Source organism: Paraburkholderia sp. GAS38 (assembly GCF_050434965.1).
Taxonomy (GTDB): Bacteria; Pseudomonadota; Gammaproteobacteria; order Burkholderiales; family Burkholderiaceae; genus Paraburkholderia; species Paraburkholderia phenazinium_A.
This window is the reverse complement of sequence record NZ_JBNDJO010000004.1, coordinates 102,930-117,827: the sequence shown is the minus strand read 5'-3', so window position 1 is coordinate 117,827 and position 14,898 is coordinate 102,930. Positions and strand designations below refer to the sequence as shown.

Below are 14,898 nucleotides of genomic sequence, written 5' to 3'. Positions count from 1 at the left end.
CGGTGAAGACCGCAAGCGGCGACGTGAGGCCCAGGCAGTAAGCGCCGCACCGGGAAATCGCAAATCCTCATAAGCAAGTTCCAATTCGATAGTAGGCGCGGCAAGCCTCTGCTGGTTCAATAGACGGTTCAACCTGTTCGCCACAAGCGTTACGCAGGCTGTGCGTTTCTCCGTCACAAGGGAGGGAGCGTTGCGGGCGGACGGGTGTCACCTCTGTCGGTACGAACCATCATGTCCACTCTCGAATCTCCCTCCGCCGAGGCGCCGCTGCCTCGGCGTCCCGATCCCGCCCGTGTCCAGCGCATTGCCGGCGACGCCCAGGCGATCGCCGCCGCCCACGCCCTCGCTGAGCGGTTCGCGGCCGGCGCTTCCGAGCGCGATCGCCAACGCCTGTTGCCATGGGCTGAACTGGATCTGTGGTCGGAAAGCGGCCTTGGCGCGATCACCGTGCCGCGCGAATTCGGCGGCGCCGATGTGTCGTACGCCACGCTCGCCGAAGTGTTTGTGATCCTGTGTGCAGCCGATCCGGCTTTGGGCCAGATTCCGCAGAACCATTTCGGCGTGCTGGGCGTGCTGCGCGAAATCGGCACGCCGGCGCAGAAAGCGCGCCTGTATGGCGAGGTGCTGGCGGGCCAGCGGCTCGGCAACGCCGGTCCGGAGCGCCGTTCGGCGAACGTCAGGACCATCCTGCAGGGCACGACGCGGCTGACTGCGACGCCTGATGGCTTGCGCCTCGACGGCCAGCGTTTCTACTCCACCGGTGCGCTGTTCGCGCACCGCGTTCCCACTCGCGCCACCGACGACGAAGGCCGCGCCGTGCAGGTCTGGGCGCCGCGCGACGCGCCGGGCCTGACGGTGGTCGACGACTGGAACTCATTCGGACAACGTACGACGGCAAGCGGCACGGTGACGTTCAGGCAGGTGCCGGTCGATCCGCAGGACGTGCTGCCGATCTGGCAACTTGCCGAGCGTCCGGGCCTGTTCGGGCCTACTTCACAACTGATTCAGGCTGCCATCGATCAGGGCATTGCGCAAGCGGCGGTGGCCGACACGCTCGCCTTCGTGCGCGAACGCGCGCGTCCGTGGGTCGATTCCGGCCTTGAGCACGCCACTGACGACCCGTACATCATCGCCGACGTGGGCCGTCTGCAGATCGATCTGCACGCCGCGCACGAGGTGCTGCAGGAGGCGGGCCACACACTCGATGCCCTCGCCGCCGCGCCCTCCCTCGACGCCGAGGCGAGCGCACGTGCCTCCGTCGCGGTGGCCGAAGCCAAGATCCTGACCACCCGCATCGCACTGGAAGCGAGCGAAAAGCTGTTCGAGCTGGCCGGTTCATCCTCGACGCGCGCCGCGCATAACCTCGATCGCCATTGGCGCAACGCACGCACCCATACGCTGCACGATCCGGTGCGCTGGAAACTGCACCTGCTCGGCAACTATCACCTGAACCAGGTGCTGCCCGCGCGTCATTCGTGGAACTGAAGAAACATGACTCTCGATCTTTCTGTAGAAACGCGCGGCGACGTTGTGGCGAACGCGTTGCCTCCCGAACTGCGCCCGCCCGTTACGCCTGATCTGATTACCGACGACGCGCAGGCCCTGCTGACCGCTCGGCGCCTCGCTGCGCAATTCGCGCCCGAAGCGGCGCTGCGCGACCGCGAACGGCGGCTGCCGTGGGCCGAACTCGACGCCTTCGTCGCGAGCGGCCTGTGGGGCATCACCGTGCCGCGCGAATTCGGCGGCGCAGGGGTGCGCAACGGCACGCTCGCCGAAGTGACCGCGATCATTTCCGCCGCCGACGGCTCGCTCGGCCAGATTCCGCAAAACCATTTCTACGCGCTGGAAGTGCTGCGCGTCGGCGGCAGCGTCGAACAACAGCGCTTTTTCTATCAGCGTGTGCTGGCGGGCGAGCGCTTCGGCAACGCGCTTGCCGAAATCGGCCACAAGGACTTCAAACGCCGCACGCGGCTCACGCGCGGCGCGCACGGCTGGCAGGTGGACGGCCGCAAGTTCTATTGCACGGGGGCGCTTTACGCGCACTGGATTCCCACTTTGGTGGTCGCAGAAGAGCAGGGACGCGACGTCACGTATCTGGCCTTCATTCCGCGCGATACGCCAGGCGTGACAGTTACGGACAACTGGGACGGCTTCGGCCAACGTGTCACGGGCAGCGGCTCGGTGCAGTTCGAGCAAGTGCGTGTCGAGCCCGAATGGGTCGTGCCGTTCCAGGTGTCGTTCGAGCGGGCGACGACGATCGGACCGCTCGCGCAGATCATCCACGCCGCCATCGATCTGGGCCAGGCGCGAGGCGCTTTCGACGCCGCCGTGCAGTTCGTGCGCGAGCGTTCGCGGCCCTGGATCGACGCAAAGGTCGAACGCGCGGCCGACGATCCGCTGACCATCGCGCAGTTCGGCGACCTCGCCGTGCGACTGCGTGCGGCGGAAGCGTTGCTGCGCCGCGCGGGCCGCTTCGTCGACGCCGCCCAGGCCCACTCCACCGATCGCTCGGTGGCCGAGGCTTCGGTCGCCGTAGCCGAGGCGCGGGCGCTGACCACGACCGTGTCGCTCGACGCGGGCTCGCGCCTGTTCGAACTCGCCGGCACGGCTGCCACGCTCGACGGTCTCGGGCTCGACCGTTTCTGGCGTAACGCGCGCACCCACACGCTGCATGACCCGGTGCGCTGGAAGTATCATGCGGTGGGTAACTTCTACCTCAACGACAAGCTGCCGCCGCGGCATGGAGCCTTGTGATGGCGAAGAAACGGATTTTGCTGAACGCGTTCAACATGAACTGCGTCGGCCATATCAACCATGGCCTGTGGACGCATCCGCGCGACCGCTCCACCGACTACCGCCTGCTGCCGTACTGGACCAACCTCGCGCGCACGCTGGAACGCGGCCTGTTCGACGGCCTGTTTCTGGCCGATATCGTCGGCGTGTACGACGTCTATCAGCACAACGTGGATGTGACCTTGCGCGAGTCGATCCAGTTGCCGGTCAACGATCCCACGCTGCTGGTATCGGCAATGGCCGCCGTCACCGAACACCTCGGCTTCGGCGTGACCGTCAATCTCACCTACGAGCAGCCTTATCTGCTCGCGCGCCGCTTCTCGACGCTCGATCATCTGACGCAAGGACGGATTGGCTGGAACATCGTGACCGGCTATCTCGACAGCGCGGCGCGTGCGATGGGGCTCAACGAGCAACTGCCGCACGACGAGCGCTACGAGCGGGCCGACGAGTATCTCGAGCTTCTCTACAAGCTGTGGGAAGGCAGTTGGGAACAGGGCGCGGTGCTGCGCGACAAGGCCGGCCGCGTCTATGCGGATCCGGCTAAAGTGCACGAGGTGAAGCATGCGGGGCGCTACTACAACGTCGAAGGCTACCACCTCGCCGAGCCGTCGCCGCAACGCACGCCGGTGTTGTTCCAGGCGGGCAGCTCTGGGCGTGGCCAACGTTTCGCCGCGCGGCACGCCGAGTGCGTGTTCATCTCGCCGCCGAACCGGACGGTCGGACGCGAGACGGTGCGAACGTTGCGCGAGCAACTGGTTCAGGCCGGCCGGCATCCGGACGACGTCAAGGTATTCGTAGGGGCCGCGGTAGTAACAGGTACGACCGAACACGAGGCGCGCGAGAAATACGCGGACTATCTGCGTTACGCGAGCCGCGAAGCGGGTTTGGCGCATTTCGCGGCCAGCACCGGCATCGACTACGCGCAATACGATCTCGACGCGCCCGTCGACTATGCGCCCACCAACGCCATCGAATCGGCCACGCGGACCGCGAAGCAGCATGGCTGGACGCGCCGCAAGCTGCTGGAGATGTTCGAACTGGGCGGCCGCTATCCGGCCATTGTCGGCACGCCCGCGCAGGTGGCGGACGAACTGCAGGCGTGGGTCGAGGAAACCGGCGTGGATGGCTTCAACCTTAGCCGCACCGTCGTGCCGGAAAGCTACGAGGACTTCATCGATCTGGTCGTGCCGGAGTTGCAGAACCGCGGGCTGTACAAGACTGCTTACGACGAAGGCACCTTGCGCCACAAGCTGTTCAGCGAGGGCGACCTGTTGCCCGGACGGCACGCGGCAGCGAGTTTTCGGCGGCAGACGGCCGAGCTCGCGTAGCGGTGAATACTGCACCGACCTGGCGCCCGCGACTGTGTCGCAGGGCGCCAGTGTGTCTCCATCAAGGAACGAAACGGCCCTCTGCGGCAATTTCAGCCAGCGGCTTGCGTGGGCTCGGCGCCTCGCGGGCCTGCAACGCCTCCGGCAGCACACTCTTGTCGCCGGCGCGTCCGATTGCGATAGCCGCTTCGATCGAATACACATCGGGGACAGCTAGCCCCTGGCGGATCTTGTCGCGTTCGATGCCGGCCAGACCGTGCGCATGCCATCCCGAGAGACTCGCCTGCAGTGCGAAGTAACCCCACGCCGCGCCGGCATCGAACGAGTGCGTTGGAGCCGGCACTTCGGCGCTGCCGCCGGGTGGCGTGAAAGTGCTTTTCGACAGCACGATCACGACGGCCGCCGCGTGTTTGGCCCAACTCTGATTGAACTCGTTGAGAAAACCGAGGAAACGCGTCCAATGCTCCGTGTCGCGGCGGGCGTAAGCGAAGCGCCACGGTTGCGAGTTATAGGAGGAGGGCGCCCAGCGCGCCGCTTCGAAGAACGTCAGCAGCGTCGACTCTGGAATGGTCTCTTGCGTGAAGGCACGGGGCGACCAGCGGTCGAGAAACTGAACGTCGATCGGATGATCCGCAGCACGGGAGTTCGATGTGGTCATGGCTCTATCCAGAAAGAAACGAAAGCTGGCCACGCGGGCCAGATTGGTGAAATGCTAGTACGTTATAGACGATTTGGCGCGGATCGATGCGATCATGCCCGCGCGAGGCGGGCATGATCGTCGTTAAAGCGCCGCCGGATCAACGACGTACAAACATGGCCGCCTTAGAAATCGAAGCCCGGGCCGCCCGCGCCCGGACCGCCCGCAGGTGCCGACGGCGCGGCATCCTTCGGCGCTTCGTAGACAGTCGCATCGGTCGTCAGCAGCAGGCCGGCAATCGAAGCCGCGTTCTGCAGCGCGGTGCGCGTGACCTTGGTCGGATCGAGCACGCCCGATTCCACGAGGTCGCCGTATTCGCCGGTCTGGGCGTTGTAGCCGAAATTACCGGTGCCCTGCGAGACCTTCGCCACCACCACGCTGGCTTCCTCGCCGGCATTCGACACGATCTGGCGCAGCGGCTCTTCAAGTGCACGCAGCACGATCTTCACGCCGGCGTCCTGATCCGCATTGCTGCCTTTCAGATCGATGATCGCGTTGCGCACGCGAATCAGCGCCACGCCGCCGCCCGGCACAATGCCTTCTTCCACCGCGGCGCGGGTCGCATGCAAGGCGTCGTCGACGCGGTCCTTCTTCTCCTTGACTTCGACTTCGGTGGCGCCGCCCACCTTGATCACGGCCACGCCGCCGGCCAGCTTGGCGACGCGTTCCTGGAGCTTCTCGCGGTCGTAGTCGGAAGTGGCTTCTTCGATCTGCACGCGAATCTGCTTCACGCGCGCTTCGATAGTCTTCGGGTCGCCGCCGCCGTCGATCACGGTGGTGTTTTCCTTGCCCACTTCGATGCGCTTGGCCTGGCCCAGCTCAGCGAGCGTAGCCTTTTCGAGCGTGAGGCCGGTTTCTTCGGCAATGACCTGGCCGCCGGTCAGGATCGCGATGTCTTCCAGCATGGCCTTACGACGATCGCCGAAGCCCGGAGCCTTGACCGCGACCGTCTTCAGAATGCCGCGGATGTTGTTCACCACCAGCGTCGCCAGCGCTTCGCCTTCGACGTCCTCGGCGATGATCAGCAGTGGGCGGCCTGCTTTGGCGACCTGTTCGAGTACCGGCAGCAGATCGCGAATGTTCGACACCTTCTTGTCGTGCAACAGGATGAACGGGTTGTCGAGAACGGCGACCTGCTTGTCCGGGTTGTTGATGAAATACGGCGACAGGTAGCCGCGATCGAACTGCAGACCTTCGACCACTTCGAGTTCATCCTCGAGCGACTTGCCGTCTTCGACGGTAATCACGCCTTCCTTGCCGACGCGGTCGATAGCTTCGGCAATCCGCTGGCCGATCGATTCCTCGCCGTTAGCCGAAATCGTCGCCACCTGAGCGATTTCCTTGCTGGTGGTGGTCGGCTTGCTGATCTTCTTCAGCTCGTCGATGGCGGCGATCACCGCCTTGTCGATGCCGCGCTTCAGATCCAGCGGATTGAGGCCGGCCGCCACATACTTCTGGCCTTCACGCACGATAGCCTGCGCCAGCACGGTGGCGGTGGTGGTGCCGTCGCCGGCGGCGTCGCTGGTACGCGAGGCAACTTCCTTTACCAGTTGCGCGCCGATATTCTGCAGCTTGTCGGCCAGCTCGATTTCCTTGGCGACCGACACGCCGTCCTTGGTCACCACCGGTGAACCGAAGCTGCGCTCCAGCACCACGTTGCGGCCCTTCGGACCGAGCGTGACCTTGACTGCATTCGCGAGCAGATTCACGCCTTCGACCAGTTTCGAACGCGCGTTGTCGCTAAAGACGATTTCTTTGGCTGCCATCTTGTGAAGCTCCGTTTATTGGTGGACTACGGCGACGATGTCTTCTTCGCGCAGCACGAGCAGGTCGGCGCCGTCGACCTTGACCTGCTGGCCCGAGTACTTGCCGAACAACACGCGTTCGCCGACCTTCAGATCGGGTTCGATGCGCTTGCCGTCGCTATCGCGCTTGCCGGGACCGACGGCGAGCACTTCACCCTGGTCGGGTTTTTCGGCGGCGCTCTCGGGAATCACGATGCCCGAGGCGGTTTTGGTCTCCTGATCGAGACGCTTGACGATGACGCGATCATGCAAAGGACGTAGGCTCATTTAGACATTCCTGCAGTGGAGATTTGGCACTCTTCGCTGGCGAGTGCTGACCGTGATTGAGTATAAGAATGGGCACGAGGCGGCTCCAATAACGAATCCTCAAATGCTTATCCGCATTTCGCTGTTTAGGTTATGGGGCATGCTGCAAAATCGGCATGCCCTGAAGCAGAGACCAGTAGGGAGTGCCGCGCAAGCGCAGATTTGCATATATGAATTCGTCGTTTTGCCGATGCGGTGTGCATGGCTAATATGCAACGCTTCAGCTACTCGTGCGAAATCCGACATCATGTCCACCGTTGCTTTTCCGTCGACGACCGTCGACACGCCGGCACAAACGGCAGGCGCCGGCCGTCCCGCTGTGATCCGTTCCGCGCAGGACGTCTCGCGTATCGTCAACGCGGGCGCTGCGAAAGGCAGTAACGCACGCATCGTGATTGCGATTGCGCTCGGCGGGGTCTTTCTGGATGCCTACGATCTGACTTCACTCGCTTACGGCATCAAGGACATCGCGCGGCAGTTTTCGCTTTCGCCGGTACAGGTGGGCTTCGTTTCGTCTGCGATCACGTTTGGCGCGATTCTCGGCGCGCTGTTCGGCGGCTATCTGACCGACCGGATTGGACGCTACCGCGTGTTTATGGCCGACATGCTGTTCTTCGTGGTCGCGGCTATCGCGGCCGGTCTTGCGCCGAATGCGTGGGTGCTCGGCGGAGCGCGCTTTCTGATGGGCTTCGGGGTGGGCCTCGATCTGCCGGTGGCGATGGCGTTTCTGGCGGAGTTCTCACGGGTGGCGGGCAAGGGCAACAAGGCGGCCAGCGTGGCCGCGTGGTGCCCCGCGTGGTATGCGGCCACCAGTACCTGCTATCTGCTGATCCTCGGCCTGTATGCGATCCTGCCCGAGCATCATCTGGGCTGGCTGTGGCGTTTGACGCTTGCGTTCGGCGCGGTGCCCGCCATCGCGATCATTCTGGTGCGCAGCCGCTATATCAGCGAGTCGCCGGTGTGGGCAGCGAACCAGGGCGATCTGGACGAAGCCGCGCGCATTCTCAAGCGCTCGTATGGGGTGGATGCGGTGGTCGAACGCAGCAGCGAGCCGGTCAAGGCGCCGCGTGCCGCGTCGTGGCGCAACTATGGCGTGCTGTTTAACCGCACCTACCGCAGCCGCACGATTCTCGCCGCGACCATTGGAGCGGCGTCCTCGTTCGGCTACAACGCGATCATCTTCGGCTTGCCGGTGATCATCACCAGCTTCTTTCATCAAGGGCCGCTGACGACGATCATCGCCGCGCTGACGCTGAATCTGGCCTTTGCTTTTGTGGGCGGATTGATCGGCGTGCGCACCGCGCCGACGGTCGGAGCCTGGAAGATGACGGTGCTGGGGCACTCGCTGCAGTTCGCGTCGCTGATCGGGCTCGCGTTGATCGGCAAGCCGGGCAGCGGCGTACTGGTCGTGCTGGCTATCCTGCTGCTGGGCGGCTATCTGTTCGGACAGGGCTTCGGGCCAGGCTCGCATTCGATGACTTACGCGTCGCTCAGCTATCCGACCTCGATTCGCGGCATTGGTGTGGGGTTCAACCAGACGCTGGTGCGCTCGGCGTCGACGGTGTCGCTGTTTCTGTTTCCGGTTCTCTCGGCCGCGCTCGGGACGAATGTGTTCTGGGTGATCGCGGTGGCGCCGCTGACTTCGCTGCTGGTGTTGCTGGCTATCCGCTGGGAGCCGTCGGGGTACGACATCGACGCGGAGGATTATCTCGATCCGCTCGCGGTGGGCGGGCGTTCGGTTAACGCGGTCAACGCATAACTGACCCGACCTGGTGTGGCCTGGCGCGAGGACGGCACCCGGCGTCGACGCAGGTCGCTGGCTTCCAGGCGCGCTGCATTGGCAGCTAGCCCATATCCATAGCTGCAATGCTTGGTTTGCCGATGCCCGCGGAGAGGATAACTTTCCAGATTGGTCCATCGAGACGAGAGGGGCTCCATGAGCGTCGCAGGTCAGCAGGCAAGAAAAGTGGATGACGCGTCGGTAGGCGCGCGCTACGACGTCGACGTGCTGGTGATCGGCGGCGGCCCCGCCGGCACCTGGGCTGCGATCGGCGCAGCCGCGCGAGGCGCCAGGGTGGTGCTGGCGGACAAGGGGTACTGCGGCACCTCGGGCGCCACGGCGCCGGCCGGTACCGCGCTCTGGTACGTGGCGCCCGATGGCGAGGCGCGCAGCCGCGCCAAGGCGAGCCGCTTTGCGATGGGCGGCGCGTTGGCCGAACACGCCTGGATGGACCGCGTGCTCGAACAGACGTGGGTGAACGTCCAGCAACTGGCTGAGTGGGGCTATCCGTTTCCCGTCGATCAGGACGGCGAACAACGTCGCACCTCATTGCAAGGCCCGGACTACATGCGCCTGATGCGCAAACGCGTCAAGGAGGCCGGCGCGAGGATTCTCGATCACAGCCCGGCACTGGAACTGCTCGTCGACTCTGGCGGTGCGGTGGCGGGCGCGGCCGGCGTCAACCGGCAAACCTCGGAGCGATGGATTGCGCGAGCGCGCGCCGTCGTGATCGCCACGGGCGGATGCGCGTTTCAGAGCCGTGCGCTAGGCTGCAACGTCCTCACCGGCGACGGTCAATTGATGGCCGCCGAAGTGGGCGCCGAACTGTCGGGCATGGAGTTTTCAAACGCGTATGGGCTGGGGCCCGCGTTCTCGTCGGTCACCAAATCGCTGTTCTACAACTGGGCGACCTTCTACGACGCCGATGGCGTGAAGATCGAAGGCGCTGGGTCGTCGCATGGACGCGGCATCATTGCGCGCGAGTTGCAGAAGCGCCCGGTGTTTGGCTGTATCGACAAGGCCGATGCGCAGATCCGCGCATGGATGCGTACCGCGCAACCGAATTTCTTCGTGCCGTTCGACCGGCTCGGCATCGATCCGTTTACCCAGCACTTCCCGGTCACCTTGCGGCTCGAAGGCACCGTGCGCGGCACCGGCGGGCTGCATCTGCTGGACGAGCAATGCGCCACCTCGGTTGAAGGTCTATATGCGGCCGGCGACGCCGCGACACGCGAGCTGATCTGCGGGGGCTTCACCGGCGGCGGCAGTCACAACGCGGCGTGGGCGATGTCGTCCGGCCTGTGGGCCGGTGCTGGCGCGGCCGGGCATGCGCGTCAGGTGACGGGCGCGGCGCGCGCGCGTTCGCTGCGGCATGCCGGAGGTGTTGGCCTGCACGATGGAGGCGGCAGCAGCAGCTACGATAGTCAAAGCGTGGTGCAGGCGGTCCAGGCCGAAGTCTTCCCCTACGAACGCAACTGGACCCGCAGCGCCGATCTGCTCGACGACTCGCTGCAGCGGCTCGATGAGCTGTGGCTGAAACTGCGCGCCAGCGCTCCCGCGCGCGACGTGCAGGAAGCGGTACGCGCACGCGAGGCCGCCGCGATGGTCGCGACGTCGCGCTGGATGTACCGCAGCGCGTTACAGCGGACCGAAACGCGCGGCATGCATCGTCGTCAGGAATACCAGGCACTGGACGATGGGCAGCACCATCGTCTGCTGAGCGGCGGGTTGGACGAAGTGTGGGTGCGCAAGACGCCGGTCGCTGCTTCCCCGGCTGTAGCAATGGGAGCGGCGGCATGATCGAGATCGTCAGCGAATCGCGCTGCACCGGTTGCAATATCTGCGTGCGGGCATGCCCGACCAACGTCTTCGAAGCGGTGCCCGGCGGCATTCCGCGCATCGCCCGCCAGGCAGACTGCCAAACCTGCTTCATGTGCGAGCTTTACTGCCCGGAGGATGCGTTATTCGTGGCGCCGCACGCTGATGGCGCATGCACGGTCGACGAAGCCACCGTAACCGAAGGCGCATTGCTAGGCAGCTATCGCGACGCGGTAGGCTGGGGCCGTGGCCGGCAGTCCACTGCGGTCGCCGACGCGACTTTCGAACTGCTGATTCGAGCCCATTGAAGCGCGCCGTGACCGTGCGTTCGCACTGTAGATGTTTTGCATATGTGCAATGATTGGTTGGAGCGGCGCGATGACGACTTTAGTGTTGATGGATTGGCGTCCACCCAATCCGTCTATCAGGAGTCTTCCATGAGTGCAGCCCTCTCAGCCGCCACGGCCTCGCTCCAGGTCGTGCCGCTCTCGGCGCATATCGGCGCGGAAATTCACGGTGTCGATCTCACGCAGAAGCTCTCGGCCCAGCAGGTCGCCGAGATACGCGCGGCCTTGCTGAAGTGGCGGGTGGTGTTCTTTCGCGAGCAGTTTCTCACGCACGAGCAGCACGTCGCGTTTTCGGCGCAATTCGGCGAACTGACGCTCGGCCATCCGGTATTCGGACACGTGGACGGCTATCCGCAGATCTACTCCATCTCCAAGTTTCGCAAGGCCACGCGCTTCGAGGGCGCCACGCTGCTAAGGCCGTGGACCGGCTGGCATACCGACGTCACCGCAGCGGTCAATCCGCCCTACGCGTCGATTCTGCGCGGCGTCACGATCCCGCCATTCGGCGGCGACACCCAGTGGACTAATCTCGTCATCGCTTACGACAAGTTGTCCGAACCGTTGCGGGCGTTCGTCGACGGTCTGCGTGGCGTGCACCGCTTTACCCCGCCGGCCGGGGCGAGCGGCACGGAGGCGTTTGTGCAGGCGGTGTCGCAACGCACGCTGGTGACCGAGCATCCGCTGGTGCGCGTGCATCCGGAAACCGGGGAGCGTGCCCTGTATGTGAGTCCGAGTTTCCTGAAGCACATTGTCGGCGTGACGCCGCGTGAAAGTCAGGCGCTGCTCGAACTGCTCTGGGAGCACGTGACGCGCCCCGAATTCACGGTGCGTTTCAAATGGGAGCCGGGCAGCATTGCGTTCTGGGACAACCGTGCCACGGCGCATCTCGCGCCCACGGATATCTTCGATCTCGACTTCGACCGCCAGTTGTATCGCACCACCCTAGTGGGCGACGTGCCGGTTGGACCCGACGGCAGGGCATCGATTTCATTGGAAGGCTCGCCGGTCGGCGCGGCGGCCGCCATTGCGTTGAATTGAGGGCGACGCGCCATCGAGGGCGCGTCCCATGCGTTTATACAAGGAAAGCAGGCATGCAGGTCTTACAGGAAACCGCCGCGCAGTCGCGGCTCCAGGCGGCATTGTCCGCGTTGCCCGCATTGGCGGAAGCGATCGGCACAGATGCCGCGCAGCGGGAGGCGCGGCGCGAGTTGCCGTTCGATGCGTTCACGCTGTTTCGGGAGTCGGGGCTAGGCGTGTTGCGTCTGCCGGTGGAGTGGGGCGGTCTTGGCGGCACGCTGGAAGATCTGTTTCAGGTGATCACTACCCTGGCCGCGCATGAGTCGAATGTCGCGCACGCGTTGCGGATTCATTTCGATCTGACCGAAGCCTTGGTGCTGTCGCCGCGCTCCACCTTCAACGATACGCAGATCGAGCGCTTGCAGAAGGGCGCGATTTTCGGCGGCGCATCGACTGAACTGGGCACTTCGCGCCCCGGCGAAATCACCACGAAGCTGGTGCGCGACGGCGCTCACTATCGTGTGACGGGCCGCAAATTTTATTCGACCGGAACCGCGTTTTCCGACTATGCGCGCATCAACGTGCAGGATGAAAACGACCAGAACGTGTCGATCGTGATTCCGGTGGCACGCGAAGGCCTGCAGGTTCTCGACGATTGGGACGGCATGGGCCAGCGCATGACCGCGAGCGGCGGCCTCGTGCTGGACAACGTTCGTGTGTATGCGCATGAAGTCGCGCTACGCGGCAATACGACGCTCGCAGGACGGCACGGCGGCGCGTTGCGGCAACTGCATCTGGTGGCGGTGGCGGCCGGCATCGTGCGCAACATCGTTGAGGATGCGCGCCGCTATGTCACGCAGTTTGGTCGGCCCGTGCTGCATAGTCCCGCACCGTCGGCGCGTGAAGATGGTTTCGTGCAGCAGGTGGTGGGCGATCTCGCGGCGCACAGCCTGTCGATCGATTCGTTAGTGCAGCAAAACGCTCGCACCCTCGACCGCTCCGCGAATGCGATCCGCAAAGGCGCCGGCAACGCCGAAGAGCGGGTGCTGGAAGGCGCGCTAGCTACAGCCAAAACCCAACTGGTGGTCAGCAAACTGGCGCTGTATGCGGGCGAACGTCTGTTCGAAATCGGCGGGGCGTCGGCCACGGCGCGCTCGCATAACTTCGATCGCCACTGGCGCAACCTGCGCACGATCTTCAGCCATAACCCGCTGCTGCACAAGGCGCGGGTCATCGGCGATTACGAGCTGAACGGCGTGACCACGCATCTGACTGAGGGGCGGGTGTTCTGACGCGTGCCGCACGGCACTAGGCGAACGCCACCAAAACCGTCCCGCAGCTTGCAAGCATCGAGCGCACGGTGCTTCAGTCGGCCCCGCATCGCTTCGAGGCGGGTACCGGGAATATCGCAGACGCGGTGGGCAGGGTATTGCGGTGCGAGCCGGCCACCATTGCCCCCAACCCATCTTGCGGCGCTTCGGCCTGGAGGCGACCGTACGGCCTACGCCTGTCGGATGACACCATTCGTGCAAATCTGACCATGCCCTCCCCGTGTAGTGACGGAGCATCCTCCTGCTCGTTCTGAAGCATTGATCGCATGCACCGGCAGAACTGAGCGCCTCGTCGCCCCCTGTGAGCAACCGAAAACGACGTCCCACAACCAGGATGAACGTCCGTTGACATCGAGGCGTACCATGTGTCACATTATAAATATGACACTACTCGATTACAAACCGCAACCGGGTCAGTCGATATTCGACGCTGTGGTTTTTGCTGCCAAGCGCGCCTTCATCAGCGGCGACTACCTGCCCGGGCAGGAGTTTCCGTCGGTCAGGGCGCTAGCGGCGGAACTCAAAATTCACCCAAACACGGCCCACAAGATCATCCAGCACCTTGTCCACGAAGGTTGGCTGGAAGCACGGCCGGGGATTGGGACAGTCGTCTGTGAGCCGCCCCAGGCACGCCCAGGCGAAAAAGCGCAGTTGCTGGGGCACGAAGTCGAGGCGCTGGTGGTTGGCGCGCGTCGCGTCGGTCTGACACAGGCGGAATTGCTCGACGCCATCATCGAACGTTGGAACCGGATCGACATAGCGAGGGGAATACAAAATGATGATTGAGGCCCGGAATGTCGAGAAGCGCTTCGGCTCATATGAGGCGCTTAGTGGCCTGAGTTTTTCGGTCGCGGAGGGGAGTGTCTATGCCCTGATTGGCGCCAATGGCGCTGGCAAAACGACCACGATCAAGATGATGATGAACATCCTCGCGCCGACGCGGGGGGATCTCACCCTGATGGGGACGCCATCACGTGAACTCACAAGCTACCACTTTAGCCAGATCGGCTACGTTTCGGAGAGCCAGGTGCTTCCTGCACAAATGGCCGTGGGCGCCTATCTCGACTACCTGAGACCGTTCTATCCGAATTGGGACGAAGCGCTCGAGAGAGCCATGCTGGAGCGGTTCAAACTGCCGGTGGAGCGCAAAATCCGCGCCCTTTCACATGGTATGCGTATCAAGGTCGCACTGGTTGCCGCGCTGGCCTTCAAACCAAAGCTGCTGGTGCTCGACGAGCCGTTCAGCGGCCTGGACCCGCTGGTCCGCGACGACCTGGTCGAAAGCGTGCTGAGCCATGCCGAAGACCTCACCATCTTCATCTCATCGCACGAACTGAACGAAATCGAGAGTTTCGTTAGCGACGTAGGTTTTCTCGACCAGGGTCGACTGCTGTTCGAAAACTCGATCGAAGTCTTGAACGCGCGCATCCGCCTGATTCGCGTCACATTGCAATCGACGGCCCGTCCTCCCGATACTTTTCCCAAAGCATGGATCGATCCCTGCATGTCAGGCAATGCTCTAAGTTTTGTGCATACGGAGTTTGCTGAAGATCGATTGACATCTGAAATCGCCGCCGTTTTCGGCGACGTCAAGTTCGTTCAGGCCGAGCCGCTGGACTTAAGGTCGATATTTACTGCGTTCGCGCGGGCCGAACAAATCAGGGGGCGATGAT

The 14,898-nt window shown here is 63.9% G+C and carries 13 protein-coding genes and 1 pseudogene; 11 read left to right on the top strand and 3 right to left on the bottom strand.

Translation table 11 applies throughout. The annotated features are described in order from the left end of the window. The first annotated feature begins 231 nt into the window (after positions 1-231). Genes P3T42_RS10955 through P3T42_RS10945 form a run of 3 tightly spaced genes read left to right on the top strand, consistent with a single transcriptional unit; the run spans position 232 to position 4,124 of the window. Positions 232-1,485 (top strand): SfnB family sulfur acquisition oxidoreductase, encoded by a 1,254-nt coding sequence (locus tag P3T42_RS10955; RefSeq protein ID WP_074295310.1) that lies wholly within the window; start codon positions 232-234, stop codon positions 1,483-1,485. Positions 1,486-1,491: 6 nt separating this feature from the next. Then, positions 1,492-2,754: an SfnB family sulfur acquisition oxidoreductase gene (locus P3T42_RS10950; RefSeq protein WP_429306044.1), complete on the top strand. Its 1,263-nt coding sequence runs from the start codon at positions 1,492-1,494 to the stop codon at positions 2,752-2,754. After that, entirely contained in the window at positions 2,754-4,124 is a 1,371-nt protein-coding gene (locus tag P3T42_RS10945) for an LLM class flavin-dependent oxidoreductase (RefSeq protein ID WP_429306043.1), read from the top strand. Before P3T42_RS10950 ends, P3T42_RS10945 begins: the two co-directional genes overlap by 1 nt. Before the next feature lie 61 nt (positions 4,125-4,185). On the opposite strand, the gene P3T42_RS10940 is transcribed toward P3T42_RS10945, so the two are convergent. The 3 genes from P3T42_RS10940 to P3T42_RS10930 form a co-directional block, all read right to left on the bottom strand. Further along, a complete protein-coding gene (locus P3T42_RS10940) occupies positions 4,186-4,782 on the bottom strand; it encodes a nitroreductase family protein (RefSeq protein ID WP_429306042.1) in 597 nt (198 codons plus the stop codon). A gap of 164 nt (positions 4,783-4,946) precedes the next feature. Further along, complete coding sequence (gene groL, locus P3T42_RS10935) at positions 4,947-6,587, bottom strand: chaperonin GroEL (protein WP_429306041.1); 1,641 nt, start codon at positions 6,585-6,587, stop codon at positions 4,947-4,949. A 15-nt stretch (positions 6,588-6,602) separates the two neighbouring features. Then, positions 6,603-6,893: a co-chaperone GroES gene (locus P3T42_RS10930; protein ID WP_074295314.1), complete on the bottom strand. Its 291-nt coding sequence runs from the start codon at positions 6,891-6,893 to the stop codon at positions 6,603-6,605. 286 nt (positions 6,894-7,179) lie between these two features. On the opposite strand from P3T42_RS10930, the gene P3T42_RS10925 reads away from it, so the two are divergent. From P3T42_RS10925 to P3T42_RS10890, 8 genes and pseudogenes are all read left to right on the top strand, one after another. Next, positions 7,180-8,691 (top strand): MFS transporter, encoded by a 1,512-nt coding sequence (locus P3T42_RS10925; protein ID WP_429306040.1) that lies wholly within the window; start codon positions 7,180-7,182, stop codon positions 8,689-8,691. Positions 8,692-8,868: 177 nt separating this feature from the next. Further along, positions 8,869-10,512 (top strand): FAD-binding protein, encoded by a 1,644-nt coding sequence (locus tag P3T42_RS10920; RefSeq protein WP_429306039.1) that lies wholly within the window; start codon positions 8,869-8,871, stop codon positions 10,510-10,512. Further along, positions 10,509-10,838, top strand: coding sequence for a 4Fe-4S dicluster domain-containing protein (locus tag P3T42_RS10915; protein WP_429306038.1), 330 nt, complete (start codon positions 10,509-10,511; stop codon positions 10,836-10,838). Before P3T42_RS10920 ends, P3T42_RS10915 begins: the two co-directional genes overlap by 4 nt. A 129-nt stretch (positions 10,839-10,967) precedes the next feature. Further along, on the top strand, positions 10,968-11,915 hold the full coding sequence (locus tag P3T42_RS10910) for a TauD/TfdA dioxygenase family protein (protein ID WP_429306037.1): 948 nt from the start codon (positions 10,968-10,970) through the stop codon (positions 11,913-11,915). A gap of 53 nt (positions 11,916-11,968) precedes the next feature. Further along, positions 11,969-13,186: an acyl-CoA dehydrogenase family protein gene (locus P3T42_RS10905; protein WP_429306036.1), complete on the top strand. Its 1,218-nt coding sequence runs from the start codon at positions 11,969-11,971 to the stop codon at positions 13,184-13,186. A 130-nt stretch (positions 13,187-13,316) separates the two neighbouring features. Further along, positions 13,317-13,400: pseudogene (locus P3T42_RS10900) on the top strand (aminotransferase class V-fold PLP-dependent enzyme); the annotation flags it as partial. Between the two features lie 206 nt (positions 13,401-13,606). Then, on the top strand, positions 13,607-14,011 hold the full coding sequence (locus P3T42_RS10895) for a GntR family transcriptional regulator (protein ID WP_429306035.1): 405 nt from the start codon (positions 13,607-13,609) through the stop codon (positions 14,009-14,011). Beyond that, positions 14,001-14,897 (top strand): ABC transporter ATP-binding protein, encoded by an 897-nt coding sequence (locus P3T42_RS10890; protein ID WP_429306034.1) that lies wholly within the window; start codon positions 14,001-14,003, stop codon positions 14,895-14,897. The genes P3T42_RS10895 and P3T42_RS10890 overlap by 11 nt, the downstream gene beginning before the upstream one ends. The last annotated feature ends 1 nt before the right edge of the window (position 14,898 follow it).

What these genes read in the sequence shown, in the direction of transcription:
- P3T42_RS10945 (WP_429306043.1), top strand. Translation starts at nt 2,754, where the DNA reads ATGGCGAAGAAACGGATTTTGCTGAACGCGTTCAACATGAACTGCGTC.
- P3T42_RS10955 (WP_074295310.1), top strand. Translation starts at nt 232, where the DNA reads ATGTCCACTCTCGAATCTCCCTCCGCCGAGGCGCCGCTGCCTCGGCGT.
- P3T42_RS10925 (WP_429306040.1), top strand. Translation starts at nt 7,180, where the DNA reads ATGTCCACCGTTGCTTTTCCGTCGACGACCGTCGACACGCCGGCACAA.
- P3T42_RS10920 (WP_429306039.1), top strand. Translation starts at nt 8,869, where the DNA reads ATGAGCGTCGCAGGTCAGCAGGCAAGAAAAGTGGATGACGCGTCGGTA.
- P3T42_RS10890 (WP_429306034.1), top strand. Translation starts at nt 14,001, where the DNA reads ATGATGATTGAGGCCCGGAATGTCGAGAAGCGCTTCGGCTCATATGAG.
- P3T42_RS10950 (WP_429306044.1), top strand. Translation starts at nt 1,492, where the DNA reads ATGACTCTCGATCTTTCTGTAGAAACGCGCGGCGACGTTGTGGCGAAC.
- P3T42_RS10915 (WP_429306038.1), top strand. Translation starts at nt 10,509, where the DNA reads ATGATCGAGATCGTCAGCGAATCGCGCTGCACCGGTTGCAATATCTGC.
- P3T42_RS10905 (WP_429306036.1), top strand. Translation starts at nt 11,969, where the DNA reads ATGCAGGTCTTACAGGAAACCGCCGCGCAGTCGCGGCTCCAGGCGGCA.
- groL (WP_429306041.1), bottom strand. Translation starts at nt 6,587, where the DNA reads ATGGCAGCCAAAGAAATCGTCTTTAGCGACAACGCGCGTTCGAAACTG.
- P3T42_RS10895 (WP_429306035.1), top strand. Translation starts at nt 13,607, where the DNA reads ATGACACTACTCGATTACAAACCGCAACCGGGTCAGTCGATATTCGAC.
- P3T42_RS10930 (WP_074295314.1), bottom strand. Translation starts at nt 6,893, where the DNA reads ATGAGCCTACGTCCTTTGCATGATCGCGTCATCGTCAAGCGTCTCGAT.
- P3T42_RS10940 (WP_429306042.1), bottom strand. Translation starts at nt 4,782, where the DNA reads ATGACCACATCGAACTCCCGTGCTGCGGATCATCCGATCGACGTTCAG.
- P3T42_RS10910 (WP_429306037.1), top strand. Translation starts at nt 10,968, where the DNA reads ATGAGTGCAGCCCTCTCAGCCGCCACGGCCTCGCTCCAGGTCGTGCCG.